Here is a 19,800-nt window from a genome sequence, read left to right as displayed (position 1 = left end):
AAAGAAAACGAATGTTAATTTAATTGCATTGCACGAGCTTTATCAGACTGGGCAATTCTAAAGTCAACCAGTTGATTTGCCAGCTCAGAATTACTTAGAGCTAACATCGCTACCACATGTAAAGCGGCATTCGCGGCTCCAGCTTCCCCAATGGCAAAAGTTGCAACCGGGATACCTTTGGGCATTTGCACAATAGAATATAAAGAATCTTGACCCCTCAGATATTTACTGGGAACTGGTACGCCATATACAGGCACAATGGTCTTGGCGGCCAACATACCAGGTAAGTGGGCAGCTCCACCAGCTCCTGCAATAATTGCAAGAAGTCCTCTTTCTTTAGCTTCTTCAGCATAAGAAAACATCTCATCAGGCATTCTGTGAGCAGATAAAACCTTACATTCGTGTGGAATGTTGAACTCTTGAAGAATTTTAGAAGCCTCTGACATGACTTCCCAATCAGAATTTGAGCCCATGACTACCCCAACTTTAACGGGTGGCATGTCTTTTATCATCGTATCTGTCATGGGACTCGATCCTCAGTAATCTGAATAGAAGCCTACTATTCTAACTGAATACTTCATTCATTCGCTATTAATGCGTTAGCACATCCAATGCTTCTTGATATTTTTGAGCAGTTTTCTCGATTACTTCTTGAGGCAACTTCGGTGCAGGTGCTTTTTTGTCCCAATGACTACCGTTTATCAAGACCTGTTCTAGCCAATCTCTCACAAACTGTTTGTCATAGGATGGCGGGTTTTCGCCTACTACATAAGAACTTGCTGGCCAAAATCTTGAAGAATCCGCCGTCAAAATCTCATCCATTAGAACTAATTGTCCGGCCTCATCTAAACCGAACTCAAATTTAGTGTCAGCAATAATAATACCTTTCGTAGCAGCGTATTTAGAAGCCTCTACGTATAAGCGAATACTTACTTCTTTTATTTTGGCTGCTAGTTCAGAACCTATTTTATCTACCACTTGAGCGTAGGAAATATTCTCATCGTGATCTCCAACATCTGCCTTTGCAGCAGGTGTAAAGATTGGTTCTGGTAACTTCTCGGAATTTTGTAGTCCAACAGGTAAGGTGACTCCACAGACTGAACCTGTAGCTTGATAATCTTTCCAACCACTACCTGATAAATAACCCCTTACAACAGCCTCTACCATAATCGGTTTTAATCTTTTGGTTACGATGGCTCGTCCTAGCACTTGATTCACCTCATCTGGACTCACTACTGACTCTGGAGTAATCCCAGTTAAGTGATTAGGAATAATCCAGGCAAGTTTTTCAAACCAAAAATTAGCCATCTGATTGAGGACTATACCTTTTCCAGGAATAGGATCCTGCATTACCACATCAAATGCTGATAGACGATCTGTGGTGACCATCAGCAATCGATCATCTCCAACAGCGTAAATGTCCCTCACTTTACCTTTTGAGATCTGCGGCAAGGATTTAATCGAAGTTTCAAATAAAGCGCTCATTAACGTACAACCTGAGTAAGTTCTCCAGAGTTATATCTTTGAACCATTTTATCGAGTGAAATCGGTTTAATTTTGCCAGCCTGTCCCTCGCAACCAAAGGCAATATATCTAGCCAAGCATATTTGTTTCGCAGCCTCTCTAGCTGGTTTGAGATAATCACGCGGATCAAATTTTCCAGGATTTTCAAATAAATAACGGCGAATTGCACCAGTCATAGCTAGACGAATATCAGTATCAATGTTGATCTTGCGAACACCATTACGGATTCCCTCTTGAATTTCTTCAACAGGTACCCCATAAGTTTCTTTCATATCTCCACCGAATTCACGAATTTCAGCTAGTAACTCCTGTGGCACACTTGAAGAACCATGCATCACCAAATGCGTATTAGGAATGCGAGCATGAATTTCCCGGATACGCGCAATTGCCAAGGTATCTCCAGTTGGCTTTTTACTAAACTTATAAGCTCCATGACTTGTTCCAATTGCAATTGCTAAGGCATCGCACTGCGTTTGACTCACAAAATCAGCTGCTTGCTCAACGTCTGTTAAAAGTTGCTCACGCGTCATTGTTCCTTCTGCGCCGTGACCATCTTCTTTGTCACCCATCATCGTTTCGAGTGAGCCGAGGACGCCTAATTCTGCTTCGACAGTAACGCCAATAGAATGAGAAAACTTCACAACTTCCTTAGAAACCGCCAAATTATATTCATAAGGAGCGACGGATTTACCATCTGCCATTAAAGACCCATCCATCATGACGCTAGTAAAACCACTTTTAATTGCGGCCATACATACTGCTGGACTTTGGCCATGATCTTGATGCATTACTAAAGGGACATGAGGATAGGCTTCTACCGCAGCTTCTATTAAATGTCTTAGGAAAGATTCTCCAGCATATTTTCTGGCGCCAGCTGATGCTTGCATGATTACTGGGGCACCAACTTCATCAGCCGCTGACATGATGGCTTGAACTTGTTCCAGATTATTGACGTTAAAAGCTGGTAGTCCGTAGCCAAACTCTGCTGCGTGATCTAAAAGTTGTCTCATTGATACTAAAGGCATAATTTCTCCAAATTAATTATTTCACTTTGATAATTTTAAGTGTATTTGTTCCACCAGGTTGTCCCATCGGTTCCCCGATCGTTAATGTAACCATATCGCCAGACTCTACGACGCCCTTTGAGCTCAAAAGATGTTCTACTTGATGCAACGCCACATCCCGATTACTACTTATTTCTAAGTGAAGAGGAATCACATTTCGATACATACAAAGTGCTCTTTGGGTTTTGACTTTTTGTGTCAATGCAAAAATAGGAATATCAATTTTATGGCGACTCATCCACAAAACAGTAGATCCTGACTCAGTCAAAGCTGCAATTGCTTTCACTTTTAAATGAAAAGAGGTAAAAAGGGCCCCTAAAGCAATGGATTGATCGATTCGAGTAAAGGTTTGATCTAAAAAATCCGCGTCTAAACTAACATGTTGTGACTTTTCTGCTTCCAAACAAATAGCTGACATTTGTTCTACAGTTTTCACGGGATATTGTCCGGCAGCTGTTTCTGCTGACAACATCACCGCATCGGTGCCATCTAAGACAGCATTGGCCACATCACTGACCTCTGCCCTAGTAGGAATCGGACTATTAATCATCGACTCCATCATTTGGGTAGCAGTGATCACAAATTTATCTTGTTTATTGGCAAGAAAAATCATTCGCTTTTGTAAAGCAGGCACAGCTGCATTACCTACCTCGACAGCTAAATCACCCCGTGCAACCATGATTCCATCGGAGGCATCGATGATCCCCTCTAAAACGCCTGGCATAATTGCTTCCGCTCTTTCAATCTTCGCAATTAAGCGAATCTCTTTATTCAAGGGCTGGGCAACTACATTCGCTAGAGATCTTGCGAAATGCATATCATCTGCATTTTTAGGAAAACTAATCGCAATGTAATCAACATCCATCTCAATAGCCGTCACCAAATCTTCTTTATCTTTTTCGGTGAGTGCTGGCGCTGTCAAACCACCACCAGCTCGATTAATTCCCTTGTTATTAGAAAGTTCACCACCCATCTCAACCAGCGTGTGAATACAGACCCCAACTACTTTTTGAACCTTTAAAACGATTAAGCCATCATTTAATAGCAGTAAGTCCCCCGCATGAACATCTTTGGGTAGATCTTTGTAATCAAGTCCTACGCGTAGCTCATCACCCAATTTACAATCGGCATCAAGGATAAACTCTCGACCTTGCTCAAGTTGTATTTTCCCATTTAAGAATTTACCAACGCGGATTTTAGGACCTTGTAAATCTGCCATGATGGCAATTTCACGATCAATTTCTTTAGAAAGTGAGCGGATTAAATTTGCACGTTGGCGATGATCTTCTGCCACACCATGCGAAAAATTGAGCCGAACAACATCAACCCCGGCTAGAAGCATTTGTTTCAGAACATCCCTATCGCTGGAAGCTGGTCCTAAAGTTGCAACAATTTTTGTAGCTCGGTTAAGTTTCAAACTGAAACCCTTTCTTGTAAAATTTGAATTGCTGGTAAGGTTTTTCCTTCTAAAAACTCTAAAAAAGCCCCTCCCCCAGTAGAAATATAATCAACTTGCTTTTCGATCCCATACTTTGCAATTGCGGCTAAAGTATCACCGCCACCGGCAATTGAAAAACCTGGACTATGTGCAACTGCTGCAGCGAGCATTTTAGTGCCACCACCAAACTGATCAATTTCGAAAACTCCGACCGGTCCATTCCAGACAATTGTTCCCGCATGAGCAATTATTGAAGATAATTCAGCCGCAAATTTAGGTCCAATATCTAAAATCATGTCATCACTTGCAACATCAGATGCGGCCACAATATTGGCTCGGGCTAAAGGTGAAAGCTCATTCGCCACTACAACATCTTGTGGAATCGGGACGCTAGCCCCCCGCTCAGCCATCATCTGCATAATCGCCTTTGCTTCACCAACTAAATCTGTTTCTGCTAAAGATTTACCGATATTAATGCCAGCTGCTAGCATAAATGTATTGGCAATGCCCCCGCCCACAATTAACTGATCAACCTTGGTTGAAAGAGATTTTAATATGGTCAGCTTAGAAGATACTTTAGAGCCAGCAACAATTGCAACCAGAGGCCTTTTAGGCTCATTCAGTGCCTTTGCTAAAGCATCTATCTCAGCTTCCATCAAAGGGCCTGCGCAGCTCAAAGGTGCAAATTTAGCCATGCCATGGGTGGTAGCTTCCGCACGATGAGCTGTGCCAAAAGCATCGTTAACATAAACATCACAGAGTAAAGCCATTTTCTTTGCTAAGTCTTCGTTATCTTTTTTCTCACCAATGTTCCCACGACAATTTTCAAGTAGTACAACTTCGCCAGGATTGACTTCAAAATTACCGTCTACCCAGTCAGTTATTAACGCAACCTTGCGGCCAAGTAACTCGGCAAGCCGATCAGCCACCGGTCCTAATGAATCCTCCGGCTTTAAAGCTCCTTCGGTAGGGCGCCCGAGATGAGAGGTTACCATTACTGCGGCACCCTCATTGAGACAAGCTTGAATCGCTGGAATGGAAGCTTTGATGCGAGTATCTTCTGTAATTTTTCCAGTTAAGTCTTGTGGAACATTTAAATCTGCTCGAATAAAGACCCTTTTTCCCTTAATTTGATGATTTGCAACTAAATCGGATAATCGATTGAACTTAGGAAAAGTTGAATTTGGCATAGTTTTTATTTGGAGAAGAATCGGAAATGTATAATTTTAATCTAATTGCCATCTTACAACTTTTCAATGAAACCTTAGGCAGAATTTAACTTTTATTGAAATTTAGCAATCCAATTAGCACTGTTTTACAATAGTAAGATATATAACAAAATCTGGGTAAATATTATGTCAATGTCTGATCGTGATGGGTTTATTTGGTTTGATGGCAAACTTGTTCCTTGGCGTGAGGCGAACATTCACGTTTTAACCCATAGCCTTCACTATGGAATGGCAGTATTTGAAGGCGTCAGATGTTACGAGACCGACGCTGGACCTGCAGTTTTTCGTTTAGATCAACATACTAAACGGCTATTTAACTCAGCAAAAATCTTTCAAATGCAGTTACCGTATACCCAAGAGGAAATTATTGCTGCTCAGTTAGAGGTAATTAGAGCAAATGATTTAAGTTCCTGTTATTTAAGACCACTTGCTTGGATTGGTTCTGAAAAGCTTGGTATTTCCCCGAAGGGTAATACCATCAATATGTCTATTTCTGCATGGAAATGGGGCGCCTACCTAGGGGAAGATGGCCTGAACAAAGGTATTCGGGTAAAGACCTCTTCTTTTAGTCGGCATCATGTGAATGTCTCCTTAGTTAGAGCAAAGGCCTCCGGTTATTACATCAATTCAATCCTAGCTAACCAAGAAGTCACCGCTCACGGATATGATGAAGCTTTGTTATTGGATACAGATGGATATGTGTCAGAAGGATCTGGGGAAAATGTTTTTATTGTGAGTGATGGAGTGTTGATTACCCCTGACTTAGCAAGTTGTCTCGCTGGAATCACCCGTGACGCCATCATTAAGATTGCGACTGATTTGGGAATTACAGTTAAAGAAAAGCGTATTACGCGCGATGAAATGTACTGTGCAGATGAAGCTTTCTTCACTGGAACAGCGGCTGAAGTGACGCCAATTCGTGAGCTAGATGACCGAATTATTGGTAACGGTGGACGTGGTCCAATGACAGAAAAAATTCAATCTCTGTTTTTTGATATCGTAAAAGGTAAAAACGACCAATATCGTTCTTGGTTAACGATGGTCTAAATAATTAAGATGATCAAAAATACTACTCCTATTGAAGTGACTAACAGTGATTTACCTTTGCACTGTCCTATGAACCAAACTCCAGTTTGGAACTTACATCCAAAGGTTTTTTTGGATATAGGCCATACTGGAGAAGCGAAGTGTCCATACTGTGGCGCTTCATATCGCTTGAAAGCTGGCGTTAAAGTAGGTCATTAAATTGTCAAAACAACGCGTTTTGATCATCGCCCCAAATTGGATCGGCGATGCTGTAATGTCACTTCCATTAATAAAAAAAATTAAAGATTCTGATTGTCAAATTGATGTTTTGGTTACGCCTTGGGTAGCTCCAGTTTATGAAGCTTGCGAAGATGTAAATCAGGTAATCAGTGGCAACTTCTTGCATGGCAAACTACAATTACCTCTTCGTTGGAAGATAAGCCGACTTCTTAAAAAATCTGGCTACAGCTCTTGTTACATTCTCCCCAATAGTTGGAAATCTTTAATTATTCCTATCTTTGCTGGTATTTCCAAAAAAATTGCATACGTTGGTGAATCGAGAACTATTTTCCTTAGTCGTGCCTTACCTAATCCGGATAGAACGAGTCGTCCCTCTATGGTGGGTCATTATTTATCTCTTGCATCAGAGAAATTATCGGTCGATTCCAACAACCTATCAGATCAATTTACTCCACATCTGACAATCAAACCTCATATTTTGATTGCCTCTAAACAAGTTTTAGCCAATTACCTACCAAATTGTTCACGTTTTTTTATTTTGGCACCAGGGGCCGAATTTGGTCCCGCCAAACAATGGCCATCAAAGCACTTTGGGAATGTGGCGAATCTACTCCTTGATCAATATAAAGATTCTGGTATTTTAATTTTGGGCAGCAAGAAAGATTCAAGCATTGCGGATCAAATTCTCTATGGATTACATTCGCAGCATTTGTCTCGTATCCAAAATCTTTGTGGAAAAATACCCCTGATTGAAGCCATGGGGCTATTGAGTATGGCCAAGGGTTTGATTTCGAATGACTCCGGAATGATGCACATTGGTGCCGCCTTACAAATTCCTCAAATTGCAATCTTTGGCTCTAGCGACCCATCACATACCCCTCCCCTTTCAAAAAAAGCCTCTATTATGTATTTAGGGCTTGACTGCAGTCCTTGTCACCAAAGAAAATGTCCCCTTGGACATACTAACTGTTTAGTTCAAATTTCACCTGATTCTGTTTTTAAACAATTTAATATTGCTTTAGCCACTGAAGGATAAGATATGTTTCGCCAAACTCGCTTGTTTCATGATGTGGATGAAGTCTTAGAGAATTGGTATCTTGCATTACGCGAAGGTGATTTGGAGACTGCTCTGTCCTTGTGGTTCGACGAAGACACTATTACGTGCATCTTACCGGACGGTGTTCGACTTAACGGTCACAGTGAATTACGCGAAGGATTTAAAGACTTAATGGGTCGATCATTAAATCTTGATACGATTACCTCCACGAGCCATTCCTATTTAGGAACCACCTTTGTGGATAGCACTGAGGCTGTTCGTTTTAATGATTCCTCTGTGGATCCTAAATTTTTTATCCACATGACGATTATCTTAGTTCAAGGAGCAATGGGTTGGAGAATTGCTCATATGCATACAAGTATTGTCGATAGCCAGTTAATTACATCACCGGTCTTATCTGGTGACCACGGATTTCATTAATAGTGGATCAGTCCACCATCTCCGCGATTGCAAAATGGCCTGATGTTCCCTATTGCTATGGTTGGCTTTTTTTAGATCGTCGCGGGTCTTTTCGGATTCGTAATGAATATTCTCAAAAGCATCATTTGCCAGGTGAGCTCATTAAACATGCTGGGATGTGCGATTCGATTCGGAAAAATATATACATCGATCCGCACAATCAGTACTTTTTTCAAAATGGCCCCCAAAGGGTTTATCTGAGCTTAGCTTACTGTCCTTACGTTGTTCGGTTCATTCCAAGTCAACAATATGATTGGGTGTTACAAAATCACCTATCTCAGGAAATTCATCCTACTCGATGTTTTTTGGATGAAAAAGGGAATATTCTTTTAGAATTTATTGCTTCCATCATACAATGCTCGAACACCTCTCAATTGAGTTTTACTGAAACTCAAATTCGATCTATCGCACTATTACATGATCATGATTTAAATATTTTTTCCGAATTAAGTCAAATGAATATTGCTAACTGTGGAGTGATTGGAGTTTTTAAATGGAGGAGTTTAGACATCCCAATTGAGCCGATTATTGGCCACGAAGTGGCTAAAGAATTTCATTTCAAACAAACACCAATTCCCGCTTAGGGTCGTCTTTCTAATCGACCGCTTTCTATGAGGTCCTCTTTATAAAGCATTTCGATTTGCCTCTTCCTAGCTTCTAACTCTGACGATTGGTAAAAATTATTTCCGCTCATTTCACTGGCTATTTTCAATTGCTGAATAGCTGCTGGTAAAGCGCCTTCTGCAACATACTTTTCCGCCACGGTGGCATGATAAAGCGCTAACTTGTTTTCCTGTTGATATATTTTTGCTAGGTAATTCCACCATAATGAATCAGATTTATCTGATTTTGTCTTATTCTCTAACCAAGTCATTGCTTCTTTATTTTTACCCCCTGAAAGCAGAGACTCGATATAAAGGACATTTACAGATCGATAGTTCGAATAGGTTTTTAATAATGACTGGGTTGTACTTGAGACTTGATTGAAGTTCCCTTGTAGCATTGCAATTTGAATGCCAGTAATTTCAAAAAATATAGTTGATTTTTTTAATTGAAGATTACTCTGTTCAATACTATTAGCAAACTCTCGGCTTTTTTTCAGTAGTAATGTGGCTTCTTGACTCTTTTTTTCTGCTAATGCTAAATTAGCTAAACCATAATACCCTTGCATATTTTTTATCAAGGACTTCGAATTAGTTTGTTCTTGAAAGAATTGTTTCGTCTCTACAATCTCAGAGGGTCCTCCCTCTTGTTCAATTTTTGCTAAAGTTTGTGCAAGATAGAATTCGATTGAAATATTAGGCTTTCCCGGCTCCTGATCGCGTATGCGATTTTGCATATCTGCTGCACGCTCTAAGGATAGGGGATGAGTGCGGACGTAGGCAGGTATTCCACTATCTGAAATACTGGTTGCTTTTTGCATCTTCTGGAAAAAGCCAGGCATACCACTTACGTCAAATCCGCTCGCTTGCAAAATTTGAAAGCCGATTCGATCCGCTTCTCTTTCTGCACTTCTCGAATAGGACAATTGATTTTGAATTGCTAAAGCCTGCCCCCCTACTGCCATACCTTGAGCAGCATTAGGATTATTTTTCACAGCCAGGGCGGCTAGAAGCATTGCTGCCAAAATAAGTGTAGAGCTTTCCCGACCAAAGCCCATGCCTCTGGCAATATGCTTTTGAGTTACGTGACCAATTTCATGTCCAAGAACTGAGGCAAACTCTGACTCGCTTTCAGCTAGGCCTAGAAGGCCCGTGTGGATACCAATGTATCCACCTGGTAAGGCAAATGCGTTAATGGTTTTATCTCTGACTACGAAGAACTCAAAGCTGGGTGCAAATGGGCCTGAAGCGTCAGCACCTGATATTTTTTGACTTCTTGCACTACTCACTAGGCTTTGTCCTAATTGATTAATGTAATCGTACATTAACCAATTATTTGAATAATCCGGATCTTTCCGAATTTCTCTGATAATTTTTTCACCCAATTTTTTTTCATCTATTTCAGATAGATTACCGGATGAATTATCCCCAAGATCAGGGAGAAGAATCGGCAGGGTCCCGCCTAATTCAGGTTCTACTATTTTTGAATTTATCGTATTATTGGGACTTTGAATTGTTACTTGATTTTGACTATAGGCAACAATAGGGTAAAGTAGTTGGATAAACAATACACTATTAATAACTAAGTAAATTACACAATTTTTCATCATCTTATTTTTTATACGAAGATCCTAATCGATAATGCTTACTCACTTTAATCAAACTGGTGACGCCCATATGGTAGATGTTGGCACCAAAACTCCAAGTACTCGTATAGCTGTTGCTACTGGTCAAATTACAATGCTGCAAAATACCTTAGATTTGATTATTGCAGGAAATCACAAAAAGGGGGATGTTCTTGGAATTGCTAGAATCGCCGGCATTATGGCTGCCAAGCAAACAAGTTCATTGATTCCCCTATGTCACCCAATCAATTTAACTAATGTTACGGTTGATTTCGAAATTTTACTAGAACAATGCTCAGTTCGATGTAATGCCAAAGCTCAAACTATTGGTCAAACAGGGGTTGAAATGGAGGCGCTCACCGCAGTCCAAATTTCACTACTGACAATCTACGATATGTGCAAAGCTGTTGACCGTGGAATGGTAATGGGTGATGTGAAGTTACTTGAAAAAAGTGGTGGTAAATCTGGGGATTGGAAGATCATTTAATCAGACTTTTAATTCTCACCTTGAATAGCAAAATATTTTGTCCTTTAAACTGAATTCACACTAAGAAAATTGAATGCTTCTCGCCATCTTACTTTTTAACGTAGCCGTATCACTTTTTTTGACTACGCTTTTAGTGAGTTTGCTGCATACTCGAAAAAAGAATTCTTACATAAAAGAAATAAGTAATTTCCTTCTGCTTTCCTTAGTTTTTAACTTTTTATTAATTATTATTCGTGTTTCATCTTTTATTTTTGAAAAATCTGACGTTATTGCTTCTCCCTTTTCTAGTAATTTATTTATTGTTAATGCCATACTTTACTTCGGCTCTAGGGCTAGTCTTGCGATTTTTTTTAAGAACGTTCACACAAAATTTGACACTCTTGATACAAAAAAATTTATTCGCATTATCTTAGGCTTACTATTCCTTTTCTTCTTAACCTCATTATTTATTAGCAATTTAACTCATTTAGTTATTTTTGCAATCGTTATTCATTTTATGGGTTGCTATTGGGTCTTTCACGAAATCTATTTATTAAAAAAGTCTAATAAAAATTCTTTCATCAACTGGGCTTTTCTAGCAGTTATTGTTGAAACAACTGTACTGTTATTTGTACTTTTATTTTTAATATACTCTTCATTTAATCCCGAATTTAAGTCATTTAATCTAGCATTTAACGCAATACCTTTCTTTGTTCTTAAAGGCTCATTATTAACTGCGGACTTAATTATTTTTGTATTTATTAATGCTTTTTTATTGGAAGAGGTTTACGAGCTATCAATTCGAACTAATGATGAGAATATTCTGATTAAAAATTTATTGATTCAGCAAACTGCACTCACTGATGCGATTCAAAAATCAAATAAATTTATTGTTTCAGGAGCCCTGTCAGCATCCATAGCTCACGAACTGAGTCATCCCTTGGCTAGTATTCAAACTAATGCTGAAATTTTGAAACTCCAGCTAAATGCACAAAAATTATTTTCAGGTGATATTGAATACACCGTTACAAAAATTTTACGCGATAATCAAAGAGCCGGATCTACTTTAAAGGCTTTAAAAAACTTATTCTCTAACAAACAAGAACTCATTCAATTAAATCTGAATGATATTATTAAAATTTGTTTAGACTTAGTAAGCTCGCTGGTAAGTAAAGAAAATATTCATCTCAATTTACATTTTGATTATTCGATACCCCCAATTACAGCCAATCCCCAAGAGTTACAGCAGGTGCTGTTAAATTTATTAAATAATGCAATTCAAGCTATTCAAAAATCAGATAATATTGATGCTGAAATTACTATTAATACTCTAGTTGAGGGAAATTTTATCGTGTTATCCATATTGGACAATGCGGGAGGATTACCAATAGAAATTGTGGGAACAATTTTTGAGCCCTTTCGAACCACTAAAAAAGAAGGAATGGGGTTCGGTTTATGGTTGTCAAAGTTTATCATTGAGAAGAATTTTGGAAGTATTGAGTTACAAAATACACCTGGTGTCAGTGCTAAGTTCCTTATTAAATTTCCTATTTTTGACACCACCCCCTAACAGGGGATAACAATTATTCTCATAAATTGAAATAATGATTTATTTAATAGTTATTGGAAACATAGAATGAACCCAGATCTTAATCAAAGATCCTTTTTAAGTGATTCTAATCATGTTGTTTTATTAGAAGATGACGATTTTTTACGTGTTGATTTAAAGTCTCTTTTAGAGTTAGCTGGCTACGTTGTTCACTCGTATAGTAATCCTCTCGAGTTTTTAAGCACTCCTTTTAACTTTGCACCTGCAGTAATTGTTTCAGATATGCGAATGCCCGGCTTATCAGGTGTGAACTTACAATCGGCACTTTTAGAAATTAATCGTCTCATACCATTTATATTTATCAGTGGTGAGAGTACTGATTATCAAATTATTCAAAGTATGAAGCAGGGGGCAATTGATTTTTTAATCAAACCCTTTAATAGTGATCAATTATTTACAGCAATTAATAAGGGGATTGAACTTGATAGGGCGTTTATTCGAGAGATCATTTTTCAAAAAGACAAAGCTTTTATTCTAAAAAAACTATCGCCTCGTGAAAGCCAAGTTTATGAACTCTTAAAGAAGGGTTATAGCAATTCTGAGCTTTCACAAACTTTAGGAATCTCTTTAGAGACAACTAAACAATATAAGCAAGAGGTGATGCGCAAACTTGAACTCAAATCTTTGTCTGAACTCATTAAATTTTCTTCCCAACTAAAATAAACTAACTCAATTACTCCAGTGGTTTCTTTGTTGGTCAGATTCTGACATTATTCTAGTTAACTATTTTAACTAGTGATTTAGAAAATAGCGATATCTAGAACTATCTTCTCACTTCAATCATTATTTCTTTCTTTTCGATAAATGCGAAATCCCAAAATGATTTATATTTTGCAATTTTAGGGGCTTCATTGATAAGTAATTTTTCTTTTGCTATCCATGATTTTAATAATAAGGTTCGTTCAATTATTCTTTCATTACTAAAAAAGCCTGGAAGTTTAATGGTTGCGAAATATTTTTCATTAAAACGATTTATTTTTATATCTTGTTGAACCGTTATTTGATCTGTTAACTTATCGCTTTCATTTTGTAAATAAAACTCGAATCTCCATTTTTCCTTTTCTAATGGTTGCATAATTACATACGGAAGTGCTTCCTGTTCAGAACTTGCTCTTTTTAAGTTATTTTTATTTAAATAAATTGAAATTTTATTTAGAGCGTTTAATAAAGCCTTTTCTCGGCATCCTGTTTCTATAATTTCAACCATAGTCGAGGATGTATATTTCCTCAGTTCAAACATATCAAAAGCTTTAATTAATTTATAGCTTGTTTCGTTTAAGATTTGATCCTTAATTTGGTATGTAATGTTTTGCATTTGCCATTTAATCAAGAATTTTTAATTTCAACAATTCCCTCATTCATGGGATATCTTTTTTATTTTTTATCGCTATAAATCTTATCTCTATATGCAAAAAGAGCTAGCCCTAATTCAATCACTAGCTCCCCTAAGATTTGGTAATTTGAATCTTTTTATCTACATTCTGAGGGTAATAACTTAATAGATAAGGTTGAGCCATTTCCTTTACATGACCAAGCACCACCCCATTGTTCTAGAGGTTTTTTATTTCCTAAATCAACCGCAGCAGTTTCTACTCTCGGGTTATTTGATGGATAAAGTATTAAAAGGTTTTTATCTACAGGTGCAACGGCATCAGAAAATTCAATCAAAATTGCCCCAGTATCTTCAATCGTCATTTCTTTGACACTATTGGTCGGTTTAAATTTAAACGAGTTTTTTGTTGCATCAACCATAGAACTTGGACCATTTGCTGCATAGGTCTCAGATACAATAATTTTTGCGCTAGAAGCTAGACTCATACCCTCAGCAACTCTTCCCCTTGCAATGTACTCTTGATATTGTGGCACTGCAATTGAAGCTAAAATTGCAATAATAGCGACTACAACCATTAACTCAATTAAGGTAAAACCACCTTCAAATTGGGATTGATTTTTTACGATTTGTTTCATGCTTTCTCCTTGGTTTAAAGAAAACAGTTTGCCAAATATGCATTTAAATCATGAGCCTTTTCATGTCGGAACTTTCTTTTAATTCCTAAGATGAATCCTACAAAGAAAAAGGGAGAACTAGTTCTCCCTTTTTCTAATTTGAATTGAGCTTAAATCGTAGCTTTAATTACTCTGGTGTTTTCTTTTTAAAGCGTATCCAATAATTAGAACTAGGGCAATGCCTAAAGCAGGAAGAACCCAATGTAAAAAGCTTGGTGCTGACTCAAAAAAGCCAACTAATGAAGGATCAGTTAGAACCATTTCTCCGGCCAATAATCCAAGTAGTGCCGCTCCTAAAACCACAATGAACGGGAACTTATCCATGATTTTTAAAAGTATCGTACTTCCAAAAATGATCAAAGGGATACTCAAGGCTAATCCAATTAAAATTAACGTGATACGAGCTTCTTCAGGGGCTTTATTAGCCACTCCGACTACTGCTATGACGTTGTCTAAACTCATCACTAGATCGGCAATTAAGATGGTTTTAATTGCGCTAAAAAGGTTTGAAGAGCCTTCTATCCCATCTTCATCGTCATCACTCTCAGACAACAACTGAACTCCAATATAAATCAATAAAACTGCACCGATGATTTTTAAATAAGGAAGAGTTAATAACGTAACTGCCGTGAGTGTAAGAATTACACGTAAAATAATAGCAGCTGCGCTTCCCCAGAAAATTGCTTTGCTTTGAAGCTCTTTGGGTAAATTTCTTGATGCCATTGCAATGACTACAGCATTATCTCCAGACAGAATAATGTTCGTAAACATAATCATACCTAGAGCTATCCAAGTACTTTGAGCGGTAATATCGATCACTTTAATCTCCTAATTATTTAAATATTCGGGATATCATAGCCTAAATTTACCTACATATTAAATATGTAGGCAATAAAAAAGGGAGTTTCCTCCCATATTTATTACTTCAGACTCATTCTATATTAATGACTTCAAGATGCGTGCCATTTCAGATGGATTTTTTGTTACCTTGAATCCACACTCTTCCATAACAGCAAGTTTTGCATCAGCTGTATCTGCACCACCAGAAATTAAAGCGCCGGCATGGCCCATTCTTTTTCCAGCAGGAGCTGTAACTCCGGCGATAAAGCCAACAATTGGTTTTTTCATGTTGTCTTTACACCAACGCGCTGCATCAGCCTCGTCAGGACCACCGATCTCACCAATCATGATTACTGCATCAGTATCAGGATCATCATTAAATGCTTTCATCACATCAATATGCTTCAAGCCATTAATTGGATCTCCACCGATTCCTACAGCTGAAGATTGACCTAAACCGATCTCTGTTAGCTGAGCAACAGCTTCATAAGTTAACGTGCCTGAACGGCTAACAACACCAATACGTCCTTTACGGTGAATGTGACCTGGCATAATTCCAATCTTAATTTCTTCTGGAGTAATTAATCCTGGGCAATTAGGTCCGAGCAATAATGTTTTTTTACCGCCCTTGGCTTCTTTTTCTTTCATGCGATTTCTGAGTTCTAACATATCTCGAACTGGAATACCTTCAGTAATACAGATAGCTAAATCTAGGTCAGCTTCTACAGCTTCCCATATTGCAGCAGCTGCACCTGCTGGTGGTACATAAATGACCGAAACTGTCGCGCCTGTTTGATGGGCAGCTTCTTTTACAGATCCAAAAATTGGAATTTGAAAAATTGTTTCACCAGCTTTTTTAGGGTTAACACCTGCGACGAAGCATTCTTTTCCATTTGCATATTCTTGACATTTTTCAGTATGAAACTGGCCTGTTTTACCGGTGATACCTTGGGTAATTACACGTGTATTTTTATTAATAAAGATTGACATATCTATTCCTTAGTTATTCTTATTTAACAGAAGCAACAACTTTTGTGGCAGCTTCGGCCATAGTATCTGCACTAATAATAGGCAAACCAGATTCTGCTAGCATTTTCTTACCAATTTCTTCATTTGTTCCCTTCATACGAACAACTAAAGGTACTGATAGGTTGACCGCTTTACAGGCTGTAATCACTCCAGAAGCAATGACATCACAACGCATAATGCCACCGAAAATGTTTACTAAAATTGCCTTAACTTTTTCGTTTTTAAGCATGATCTTAAATGCTTCAGTAACTTTTTCAGCTGTTGCTCCGCCGCCTACGTCTAAAAAGTTTGCTGGTTCACCACCAAATAACTTGATTGTATCCATCGTTGCCATTGCTAAACCGGCACCGTTAACTAAGCAACCAATATTGCCATCTAGGGATATGTAAGCTAAGTCAAATTTAGACGCTTCAATTTCTGCAGGATCTTCTTCAGCTTCATCACGGTAAGCTACGATTTCAGGATGTCTAAACAAGGCATTTGGATCAAAATTAAACTTTGCGTCTAAAGCCTTAATATTTCCGTTACCTTCAAGAATCAAAGGATTAATTTCTACCAATGATGCATCGGTTTGCATATAAGTCTTAAATAGATTTACTAAAACTTCTTTTGCTTGACCCTGTGATGCTTCTGGAACTCCAATGCCTTTCACTAAGTTACTAGCTTGGTCATCGGTCATACCAATTAATGGATTAACAAATTCTTTAATAATTTTTTCAGGTGTATGAGCAGCTACTTCCTCAATATCCATACCACCTTCGCTTGACGCCATTACTACCACTTTTTGTGATTCACGATCTGTCAGGATACCAACGTAATACTCTTTTTTAATATCAGCACCATCTTCGATAAGAAGACGTCTAACTAATTGTCCTTCAGGCCCAGTTTGATGTGTCTTTAACATCATCCCTAAAATATCAGTCGAATACTTTCTTACTTCTTCTAGGCTCTTTGCGACTTTAACACCACCACCTTTTCCACGTCCACCTGCATGAATTTGAGCTTTAACCACCCATACTGGTCCACCTAGTTTTTCTGCTGCAGCAACAGCTTCGTCGACGTTAAATACGGGTATGCCATTTGGTACTGGAATATTAAATTGGCGAAGTAATTCTTTGCCTTGATATTCGTGGATTTTCATGAAGTCTTCCTTTTAGTGAACAAGTTTTGGTAATGATAAATGGTTTGAATGAAATTAATACGTCAAAATGTGTCAAAGTAGTGTTTTATCAATTTAAGTTTTAAACATCTTCCTTAAATCCATACCATGTAGGATGATATTTTTTTACTACTTCACCATTCACGTTCCAACTGTGACAGCCATTAAACTGGAATGGTAGCTTTTGTTTTGGCACTCGATTTGGATCGTAAGGAACAGTAACTGGAAATACCTCATTCACAAATGCTTGGTAAACAGCAGTTGGTATAATCGAACTCAGTTCATTAATATGGGTACATCCATTGATTCCCCCCATTCTTTCTCTAACGGCATTCCTAAATCCCTTTGACAGGTTAAGACCCACTAATTTCGAATAGTCTGGAAGGATTTGTTCACAGTGACCGGGATAAGGACGTGCCAACATTTCGGCTTCAGCGAACAGAATTTCCATTTTGGTATTAATGGTTAAAAAGATCTTCATGAAGTGCACTGGTTCCCCTTTTTTCAAGTGAACAACCACTAGATTAAAGTCTTTCCCTTTAGTATCAATTACTTGCGCTTCAACATCCCATAGTCCGTCGTCTCTTTTAAAGACTTTAATATCAAATTCACGGTGGTGAATTAACTGACGGTTAGGGTTTTTCTCTATTTGATTTTGTGACATCCCGATAGTCTAACATTTTCAACGGACTAACTGAGATGTTTTCCTTTTACGATACCCATAACAATCTCGTGAGAAAAGCCTCGACTAACTAGAAATCTAATTTGTTTTGCTAACTCGTTTGGCTCTTTAGTGACTTGACCAAACTTTCTTTCCCATATTTCATAACACCTTTGGGGCTCTGATTCTCTCAATTTTTCTATTTCTGTTTTTAATATTTCTGAATCCAACTGATGTTGCTGAAGTACTTGGGAAATTTTGCGCATACCAAATTTTTTGGATTTGCTAGCAATGAAACTTTCGGTAAAACGTTGATTAGATAGATAACCTTTATCTATCAACTTTTTAATAACCTCATCCAACTCCTCCTCGGAGATGGCATGGGGTGATAGCTTTTTTCTGAGTTCAAATTGACTGTGATCACGATTTGACAAATACTTAATTGCTCGTCCAATTAGACTTATTTTTGAACGAGCATTTTCACTATTTTGCACAGATGAATCTTTAAGCTTCTGGTGGTTCTACTTCATCTACCTCAGCGCCAGCTATTACCGACTTTGAAGATTTAGTACTTAGTTTTTCCCTAATTAAGCCTTCAATTTCCTTACTTAAAGCAGGGTTAGCCTTTAAGAAATCTCTTGCATTATCTTTACCTTGTCCAATTTTTTCACCCTTGTAGCTGTACCAAGAACCAGATTTATCGACAATGTCGGCTTCTACGCCCATGTCAATAATTTCACCTTCTCTAGAGATTCCTGTTCCGTACATGATGTCAAATATTGCCTCCCTAAATGGGGGAGATACTTTGTTCTTCACCACTTTTACACGTGTTTCATTACCAATATTCTCATCACCTTTTTTAATACTCCCAATCCTTCTGATGTCTAATCGCATGGATGCGTAAAATTTAAGGGCATTCCCACCAGTCGTGGTTTCTGGAGAGCCAAACATGACTCCAATTTTCATACGAATTTGATTAATAAAAATAATCATAGAATTCGTACGTTTTATCGTTCCAGTTAATTTGCGAAGTGCTTGAGACATTAATCGTGCTTGAAGCCCAGGTAATGAATCCCCCATCTCTCCTTCAATTTCTGCTTTGGGCACTAATGCTGCGACTGAGTCAATCACGATCAAATCAATCGATCCAGATCTCACCAGGGCATCTGCGATTTCGAGCGCTTGTTCCCCAGTATCTGGTTGAGAAATAAGTAGATTATTTACATCAACACCAAGCTTTGATGCATATTGGACATCCAAAGCATGTTCAGCATCAATAAAAGCACAAGTACCCCCCAGTTTTTGCATCTCTGCAACAGCATGTAGGGTTAAGGTAGTTTTTCCTGAAGACTCTGGACCATAAATTTCGATGACTCGACCTCTAGCTAAACCACCAACTCCTAAAGCAATATCAAGCCCTAAAGATCCGGTCGAAACAACTTGGATATCTTGCGCAATTTCAGCGTCTCCAAGTCTCATAATGGAGCCCTTGCCGAATTGCTTTTCAATCTGAGCTAAAGCGGCACTTAACGCTTTTTGTTTTTCGCTAGAAAGTCCGTTAAATTCCGGATTACTTGAAGCTGAAGAGGAGGAGGAGGCAGGATTAGTGACTTTGGATTTCTTATCTTCCATTTTTTTTCCAATCATTCGATTTTCTTTCCCATTTAATGTTATTTGCTTATTTCGATACTGTATATAAAAACAGTTTTTTATACAAGCATCTTTTTCGATTTTTTCTCTTTATTTTTCCTTCATTTTCAATATA

Annotated in this window: 22 protein-coding genes; 8 read left to right on the top strand and 14 right to left on the bottom strand. The window is 38.1% G+C overall.

All coding sequences use genetic code 11. From position 1 onward, the window contains the following. Nucleotides 1–14: 14 nt before the first annotated feature. From purE to AOC35_RS14700, 5 genes are all read right to left on the bottom strand, one after another. A complete protein-coding gene (gene purE, locus AOC35_RS14720) occupies nt 15–524 on the bottom strand; it encodes a 5-(carboxyamino)imidazole ribonucleotide mutase (RefSeq protein ID WP_108648415.1) in 510 nt (169 codons plus the stop codon). Nucleotides 525–591: 67 nt separating this feature from the next. After that, nucleotides 592–1,485: a phosphoribosylaminoimidazolesuccinocarboxamide synthase gene (locus AOC35_RS14715; protein ID WP_108648413.1), complete on the bottom strand. Its 894-nt coding sequence runs from the start codon at nt 1,483–1,485 to the stop codon at nt 592–594. Further along, the gene (gene fba / locus AOC35_RS14710; protein ID WP_108648411.1) at nt 1,485–2,549 is read right to left on the bottom strand and encodes a class II fructose-bisphosphate aldolase; all 1,065 of its coding nucleotides are present in this window, start codon (nt 2,547–2,549) and stop codon (nt 1,485–1,487) included. Before fba ends, AOC35_RS14715 begins: the two co-directional genes overlap by 1 nt. Before the next feature lie 16 nt (nt 2,550–2,565). Further along, nucleotides 2,566–4,005, bottom strand: coding sequence for a pyruvate kinase (gene pyk / locus AOC35_RS14705; RefSeq protein WP_108648410.1), 1,440 nt, complete (start codon nt 4,003–4,005; stop codon nt 2,566–2,568). Then, nucleotides 4,002–5,216 (bottom strand): phosphoglycerate kinase, encoded by a 1,215-nt coding sequence (locus tag AOC35_RS14700; protein WP_108648408.1) that lies wholly within the window; start codon nt 5,214–5,216, stop codon nt 4,002–4,004. Before AOC35_RS14700 ends, pyk begins: the two co-directional genes overlap by 4 nt. A 165-nt stretch (nt 5,217–5,381) precedes the next feature. On the opposite strand from AOC35_RS14700, the gene AOC35_RS14695 reads away from it, so the two are divergent. Genes AOC35_RS14695 through AOC35_RS14675 form a run of 5 tightly spaced genes read left to right on the top strand, consistent with a single transcriptional unit; the run spans nt 5,382 to nt 8,621 of the window. Further along, complete coding sequence (locus AOC35_RS14695; RefSeq protein WP_108648406.1) at nt 5,382–6,302, top strand: branched-chain amino acid transaminase; 921 nt, start codon at nt 5,382–5,384, stop codon at nt 6,300–6,302. Nucleotides 6,303–6,311: 9 nt separating this feature from the next. Beyond that, a complete protein-coding gene (locus AOC35_RS14690) occupies nt 6,312–6,500 on the top strand; it encodes a zinc-finger domain-containing protein (RefSeq protein ID WP_108648404.1) in 189 nt (62 codons plus the stop codon). A 1-nt stretch (nt 6,501) separates the two neighbouring features. Further along, a complete protein-coding gene (gene waaF / locus AOC35_RS14685; protein WP_108648402.1) occupies nt 6,502–7,557 on the top strand; it encodes a lipopolysaccharide heptosyltransferase II in 1,056 nt (351 codons plus the stop codon). Between the two features lie 3 nt (nt 7,558–7,560). Further along, the gene (locus AOC35_RS14680) at nt 7,561–7,998 is read left to right on the top strand and encodes a YybH family protein (RefSeq protein WP_108648400.1); all 438 of its coding nucleotides are present in this window, start codon (nt 7,561–7,563) and stop codon (nt 7,996–7,998) included. Between the two features lie 2 nt (nt 7,999–8,000). Beyond that, on the top strand, nt 8,001–8,621 hold the full coding sequence (locus tag AOC35_RS14675; protein WP_159077618.1) for a DUF2946 family protein: 621 nt from the start codon (nt 8,001–8,003) through the stop codon (nt 8,619–8,621). On the opposite strand, the gene AOC35_RS14670 is transcribed toward AOC35_RS14675, so the two are convergent. Beyond that, entirely contained in the window at nt 8,618–10,246 is a 1,629-nt protein-coding gene (locus AOC35_RS14670; RefSeq protein WP_159077617.1) for a M48 family metalloprotease, read from the bottom strand. The genes AOC35_RS14675 and AOC35_RS14670 overlap by 4 nt on opposite strands. A gap of 34 nt (nt 10,247–10,280) precedes the next feature. On the opposite strand from AOC35_RS14670, the gene moaC reads away from it, so the two are divergent. The 3 genes from moaC to AOC35_RS14655 all read left to right on the top strand — a co-directional run bounded on the left by moaC (nt 10,281) and on the right by AOC35_RS14655 (nt 13,002). Next, nucleotides 10,281–10,751, top strand: coding sequence for a cyclic pyranopterin monophosphate synthase MoaC (gene moaC, locus AOC35_RS14665; RefSeq protein ID WP_108648394.1), 471 nt, complete (start codon nt 10,281–10,283; stop codon nt 10,749–10,751). 118 nt (nt 10,752–10,869) lie between these two features. Continuing rightward, nucleotides 10,870–12,300: a sensor histidine kinase gene (locus tag AOC35_RS14660; protein ID WP_211307533.1), complete on the top strand. Its 1,431-nt coding sequence runs from the start codon at nt 10,870–10,872 to the stop codon at nt 12,298–12,300. Nucleotides 12,301–12,366: 66 nt separating this feature from the next. After that, complete coding sequence (locus AOC35_RS14655; protein WP_108648390.1) at nt 12,367–13,002, top strand: response regulator transcription factor; 636 nt, start codon at nt 12,367–12,369, stop codon at nt 13,000–13,002. Between the two features lie 100 nt (nt 13,003–13,102). Here the strand turns inward: AOC35_RS14655 and AOC35_RS14650 are convergent, their stop codons facing one another. The 8 genes from AOC35_RS14650 to recA form a co-directional block, all read right to left on the bottom strand. Then, on the bottom strand, nt 13,103–13,654 hold the full coding sequence (locus AOC35_RS14650) for a heme-binding protein (RefSeq protein WP_159077616.1): 552 nt from the start codon (nt 13,652–13,654) through the stop codon (nt 13,103–13,105). 155 nt (nt 13,655–13,809) lie between these two features. Beyond that, nucleotides 13,810–14,307, bottom strand: coding sequence for a pilin (locus tag AOC35_RS14645; protein ID WP_108648386.1), 498 nt, complete (start codon nt 14,305–14,307; stop codon nt 13,810–13,812). A 162-nt stretch (nt 14,308–14,469) separates the two neighbouring features. Beyond that, nucleotides 14,470–15,162 carry a TerC family protein gene (locus AOC35_RS14640; protein WP_108648871.1) on the bottom strand — a complete coding sequence of 231 codons (693 nt, stop codon included), beginning with the start codon at nt 15,160–15,162 and terminating at the stop codon, nt 14,470–14,472. 120 nt (nt 15,163–15,282) lie between these two features. Further along, nucleotides 15,283–16,176 carry a succinate--CoA ligase subunit alpha gene (gene sucD, locus AOC35_RS14635; RefSeq protein WP_108648384.1) on the bottom strand — a complete coding sequence of 298 codons (894 nt, stop codon included), beginning with the start codon at nt 16,174–16,176 and terminating at the stop codon, nt 15,283–15,285. 19 nt (nt 16,177–16,195) lie between these two features. Further along, a complete protein-coding gene (gene sucC / locus AOC35_RS14630) occupies nt 16,196–17,356 on the bottom strand; it encodes an ADP-forming succinate--CoA ligase subunit beta (RefSeq protein WP_108648382.1) in 1,161 nt (386 codons plus the stop codon). A gap of 100 nt (nt 17,357–17,456) precedes the next feature. Beyond that, the gene (locus AOC35_RS14625) at nt 17,457–18,038 is read right to left on the bottom strand and encodes a DUF2889 domain-containing protein (RefSeq protein ID WP_108648380.1); all 582 of its coding nucleotides are present in this window, start codon (nt 18,036–18,038) and stop codon (nt 17,457–17,459) included. Between the two features lie 26 nt (nt 18,039–18,064). Beyond that, nucleotides 18,065–18,529 carry a recombination regulator RecX gene (recX, locus tag AOC35_RS14620; RefSeq protein WP_108648378.1) on the bottom strand — a complete coding sequence of 155 codons (465 nt, stop codon included), beginning with the start codon at nt 18,527–18,529 and terminating at the stop codon, nt 18,065–18,067. Nucleotides 18,530–18,539: 10 nt separating this feature from the next. Further along, a complete protein-coding gene (recA, locus tag AOC35_RS14615; protein WP_108648870.1) occupies nt 18,540–19,667 on the bottom strand; it encodes a recombinase RecA in 1,128 nt (375 codons plus the stop codon). Nucleotides 19,668–19,800: the final 133 nt, after the last annotated feature.

This window comes from Polynucleobacter rarus (assembly GCF_003072505.1).
GTDB classification, from domain to species: Bacteria; Pseudomonadota; Gammaproteobacteria; order Burkholderiales; family Burkholderiaceae; genus Polynucleobacter; species Polynucleobacter rarus.
The sequence above is the reverse complement of the archived record's forward strand: the minus strand, read 5'-3'. Positions and strand labels throughout refer to the sequence as shown.

Bases quoted from the DNA above. Each gene is read 5' to 3' on its own strand.
- AOC35_RS14655 (WP_108648390.1), top strand. From the start codon at position 12,367: ATGAACCCAGATCTTAATCAAAGATCCTTTTTAAGTGATTCTAATCAT.
- AOC35_RS14650 (WP_159077616.1), bottom strand. From the start codon at position 13,654: ATGCAAAACATTACATACCAAATTAAGGATCAAATCTTAAACGAAACA.
- fba (WP_108648411.1), bottom strand. From the start codon at position 2,549: ATGCCTTTAGTATCAATGAGACAACTTTTAGATCACGCAGCAGAGTTT.
- AOC35_RS14715 (WP_108648413.1), bottom strand. From the start codon at position 1,485: ATGAGCGCTTTATTTGAAACTTCGATTAAATCCTTGCCGCAGATCTCA.
- purE (WP_108648415.1), bottom strand. From the start codon at position 524: ATGACAGATACGATGATAAAAGACATGCCACCCGTTAAAGTTGGGGTA.
- recA (WP_108648870.1), bottom strand. From the start codon at position 19,667: ATGGAAGATAAGAAATCCAAAGTCACTAATCCTGCCTCCTCCTCCTCT.
- AOC35_RS14645 (WP_108648386.1), bottom strand. From the start codon at position 14,307: ATGAAACAAATCGTAAAAAATCAATCCCAATTTGAAGGTGGTTTTACC.
- AOC35_RS14670 (WP_159077617.1), bottom strand. From the start codon at position 10,246: ATGAAAAATTGTGTAATTTACTTAGTTATTAATAGTGTATTGTTTATC.
- sucC (WP_108648382.1), bottom strand. From the start codon at position 17,356: ATGAAAATCCACGAATATCAAGGCAAAGAATTACTTCGCCAATTTAAT.
- sucD (WP_108648384.1), bottom strand. From the start codon at position 16,176: ATGTCAATCTTTATTAATAAAAATACACGTGTAATTACCCAAGGTATC.
- AOC35_RS14690 (WP_108648404.1), top strand. From the start codon at position 6,312: ATGATCAAAAATACTACTCCTATTGAAGTGACTAACAGTGATTTACCT.
- AOC35_RS14700 (WP_108648408.1), bottom strand. From the start codon at position 5,216: ATGCCAAATTCAACTTTTCCTAAGTTCAATCGATTATCCGATTTAGTT.
- AOC35_RS14625 (WP_108648380.1), bottom strand. From the start codon at position 18,038: ATGTCACAAAATCAAATAGAGAAAAACCCTAACCGTCAGTTAATTCAC.
- AOC35_RS14680 (WP_108648400.1), top strand. From the start codon at position 7,561: ATGTTTCGCCAAACTCGCTTGTTTCATGATGTGGATGAAGTCTTAGAG.
- moaC (WP_108648394.1), top strand. From the start codon at position 10,281: ATGCTTACTCACTTTAATCAAACTGGTGACGCCCATATGGTAGATGTT.
- AOC35_RS14695 (WP_108648406.1), top strand. From the start codon at position 5,382: ATGTCAATGTCTGATCGTGATGGGTTTATTTGGTTTGATGGCAAACTT.